Here is a 3,756-nt window from a genome sequence, read left to right on the forward strand (position 1 = left end):
CACGACCGCCAGGCCGAACGCCTCCTCCGTGGACGGGGCCGCGAGCAGGTCCATCGCGGAGGTGAGCGCGGACAGGTCCGGGCCCGGGGAGCCGTCGGGGACGTAGGGGCGTTCGCCGGTGAACAGGACGCGGTCGGACACGCCGGCCTCGTGCGCCGTGCGGCGCAGCACGTGCTCCTCGGGGCCGCTGCCGACCAGCAGCAGCCAGTGGTCGTCCGGGAGCCGGCCGAGCGCGCGCACCAGGACGTCGAACCGCTTGCCCGGGGCGAGCCGGCCGACCCCGCCGACGACGTACGCGCCCTGCGGCAGGCCGAGCCGCCGGCGGGTGAGCTCGCGCCGCTCCCGGTCGAAGCGGAAGCGGTCCAGGTCGATGCCGTTGGGGACGACCTCGATACGGGGCGCGGGCACACCCCAGCGCTTCAGGCGGTCGGCCACCGTCGGGGAGACGGCGACCGTGGCCGAGCCGAGGCGTTCGCTGGCGAGGTACAGCGCGCGTACCCCCGGCGTCAGCGCGCGGCCCTCCATCTGCGAGTCGCCGAGGGAGTGTTCGGTGGCGACGACCGCGCGGACCCCGGCGATGCGTGCGGCGGGCCGGCCGTAGACGCAGGCCCGGTACAGGTGCGTGTGCACCAGGTCGTAGCGGCCGGCGCGGATCAGCCGGACCAGGCGCGGCAGCGCGGGCAGGTCACGGTTGCCGCCCATGCCGAGATGCGTGACGCGGACGCCGTCGGCGGTCAGGCCCTCGGCGACCGCACCGGGGTTGGTGAGCGTCACGACGTCGCACTCGACGGGCAGGTGGCGCAGCATCAGACGCAGCTGCTGCTCGGCCCCGCCGGTGCCGAGACCGGTGATGATGTGCAGGGCCCTCATCACAGCCCCTCCACCGGACGCCGGCGCAGCCGGTGCAGACGGTGCTTGAGGTGCAGGCGCCAGGCCGTGTCGTTCTGGCCGACGTGTACGCGCGGCAGGGCGTGCGGGCCGGTCAGCGGACCCGGATCGATCGCGCAGGCGTAGCCGTATCCCGCTTCCCGTACGGCCTCCACGGCGCGGGCGTCGACCGTTCCGTACGGGTAGCAGAAGCCGTCGATCCGGGTGCCGGTCAGCTCCTCGAGCCGTGAGCGGCTCTCGGTGACCTCGGTCTTGAGGGTGAGGTCGTCGGCCTTGGTGAGGTCGACGTGCGTCAGCCCGTGCGAGCCGATCTCCACACCCTCGGCGGCCGCGTGCCGGATGCCGTCCGCGGTCAGCAGCGGCTTGCGCGGGCCGAGCGGGTCCCAGGCGTTGTCGCCGCCCAGCCGTCCCGGCAGGACGAAGAGGGTGGCGCCGCAGCCCCAGCGGCGCAGCCGCGGCAGGGCCTCGGCGACGAAGTCGGCGTACCCGTCGTCGAAGGTGAGTCCGGCCAGGCCCCGTCCCTCGCCCCGGGCGCGGGCGGCGAGGAGTTCGGCCACGGACACGCCCCGCAGCCCGTGCCGGCGCAGCCACGCCAGCTGCTTCTCGAGCCGCTCGGGCGTGACGGTGATGCGGTACGGGTCGTCGGAGCAGTCACCCACCGAGTGGTACATCGCCACCCACGGGACCGGGCCCGGGCGGGGGACGGGGGGTTTCCGGATGCCGACGGAATCAACGGAATCACCGGAAGCAGCGGAACCCACGGAATCAGTGGAATCGGCGGAATCAACGGAAGAGGCCATGTGTGAGCCTTCGTGTGACGGTGCGTACGGAGCGCAGTGCGGATGCGAGGCCCTGGGCGCCTGGGCCGGCGGGGCCCAGGGCCCAGGCGAGCGGGACGAAGACGGCGATCACGGTCAGGCAGCCGACCGCGAGCCCCGCCGCCGGAGATGCGAACCGGCTCGCGGTGAACGCCCCGGCGACGGTGGCGACGAGCGCCGCGCGCACCGGCCTGCTCAGCTCGGTCAGCACCTGACGGACGTGGAGCGAGACGCTGTGCGGGCTGTCCTGCCGGGTCCGCAGGCCGGCCAGCAGCAGGGCGGCGGTGACGGTGATGCCGAGGGCGTTGGCGGCGGCGATCCCCGCGACACCGCAGGTGCCCACGGTCGCGGCGCCGACCCAGGACGTCACGGCGATGCCCGCGGCCATCGCGCCCACCGGGTACCAGCTGGGCCGGCCCCCGGAGAAGTAGGTGCGGACCAGGGCGCCGACCAGGGTCTGGCCCAGCAGCCCGAGGGCGTACACGCGCATGACGTCGGCGGTGGCCGCGGTGTCGGCCGCGGTGAACGCCCCCCGCTGGAAGAGCAGTTCGATCATCTGGGGGGCGCAGGCGATCACCGCGCACATGCCGAGCAGCACCAGGCAGGACGCCACCGCCAGGTCCCGCTGCACGCGGCGGCGGGCCCGTTCGGTGTCGCCGTCCGCGAGCGCCCGCGCCACCACCGGGAAGGTGACGGTGCACACCATCAGCGACAGCGTCATCGGGATCTGCGCGACCTTCTGCGCGTAGTTCAGGTGCGAGATGGCCCCGGCGGGCAGGGCGGAGGCGAGGAAGCGTTCGACGAGTACCTGCGACTGGCGGCACAGGGCGAACAGGAGCACGGCGGCGACCAGGGCGAGTTGCACCGGACGCTCCTCGGCGGCGGCCCCGGCCTCGCGGGGCGGCCGGCTCCGTGTCGTGAGCTGCCGCCACAGCGACGGAAGCTGCACCGCCACCATCAGACAGCCGCCCGCCGCGACCCCCACCGCCGCCGAGCGCACGCCCCAGTGCCCGCCGAGCAGGTACATCGCGGCGATGATGCCGGTGTTGTAGGCGACGTAGATCGCCGCGGGGGCGACGAACCGGCGGTGGGCCCGCAGGGCGGCGCTGCAGTACCCCGCGAGCCCGAAGCCCAGCACGCAGGTGGCCGTGAACCGGGTGCAGTCGGCGGCGAGTTCCGGGTCGGGCAGTCCGGGAGCCAGAGCCTCCACCAGGTAGGGGGCCGCCCCGGCGATCACCGCGGCCACCGCCGCGAAGGCGAGGCAGAGCCGGGGCAGGGTGGCGACGACCAGGGCACGGACCGGATCGCCCGGGGCGCCCCGGGCGCGGCGGGCCAGCGCCATGCTGAACGCGGGGATCAGCACCAGCGCCAGCCCGTCCTCGATGAGCAGCGTGGCGGCGAACTCCGGCACCGTCCACGCGACCAGGAAGGCGTCCGTGTCGCTCCCGGCGCCGAACAGCCGTGCCAGCGCCTGGTCGCGTACCAGGCCGAGCACGGAGCCGGCGATCGACAGCGACGCCGTGACCAGCGCGGCCTTGGCGAGGAACCCACGGGATGCCGAGGTCGGGTCCGCGCCGTCCACGGACAGGTCGGCGGTGCGCGCCGCGGGGACGGTCGCCGCGCCGTCGGTGTCGGATCCGGGCGTCCGGGAAGGTTTCACCGTCATCGCGCCATGACCTCCTCAACGCGCCGGCCCGCCCGGGCGGCGTGGACCGCAAGGCCTGCGTCGTGCAGTCGCGCGGCCACCGCGTAGGTGCGCGGCGCGGTCTGCGCCGGTGCGGTCGCCGTGCTGTTCGTCCGGGACCCGGGCGGCCGGGAAGCTCTCACCGTCATCGCGCCATGACCTCCTCAACGCGCCGGCCCGCCCGGGCGGCGTGGACCGCAAGGCCTGCGTCGTGCAGTCGCGCGGCCACCGTGTAGGTGCGCGGCGCGGTCTGCGCCGGTGCGGTCGCCATGCTGTTCGTCCGGGACCCGGGCGGCCGGGAAGCTCTCACCGTCATCGCGCCATGACCTCCTCAACGCGCCGGCCCGCCCGGGCGGCGTGGACCGC

General features: G+C 75.0%; 3 protein-coding genes. All 3 read right to left on the reverse strand.

Features of this window, described 5'->3' with window-relative positions; translation table 11 throughout:
* Positions 1 to 870 (reverse strand): glycosyltransferase (locus tag ACWC21_RS20615; RefSeq protein WP_450883784.1); only part of this gene is annotated, 870 nt, incomplete at its 3' end.
* A complete protein-coding gene (locus tag ACWC21_RS20620; protein WP_450883816.1) occupies positions 870 to 1,559 on the reverse strand; it encodes a polysaccharide deacetylase family protein in 690 nt (229 codons plus the stop codon). The genes ACWC21_RS20615 and ACWC21_RS20620, both read right to left, overlap by 1 nt.
* A gap of 112 nt (positions 1,560 to 1,671) precedes the next feature.
* Positions 1,672 to 3,372, reverse strand: coding sequence for a murein biosynthesis integral membrane protein MurJ (gene murJ / locus ACWC21_RS20625; RefSeq protein ID WP_450883786.1), 1,701 nt, complete (start codon positions 3,370 to 3,372; stop codon positions 1,672 to 1,674).
* Positions 3,373 to 3,756: the final 384 nt, after the last annotated feature.

The organism is Streptomyces sp. NPDC001348, from assembly GCF_053597535.1.

What these genes read in the sequence shown, in the direction of transcription:
- ACWC21_RS20620 (WP_450883816.1), bottom strand. Translation starts at nt 1,559, where the DNA reads ATGTACCACTCGGTGGGTGACTGCTCCGACGACCCGTACCGCATCACC.
- murJ (WP_450883786.1), bottom strand. Translation starts at nt 3,372, where the DNA reads ATGACGGTGAAACCTTCCCGGACGCCCGGATCCGACACCGACGGCGCG.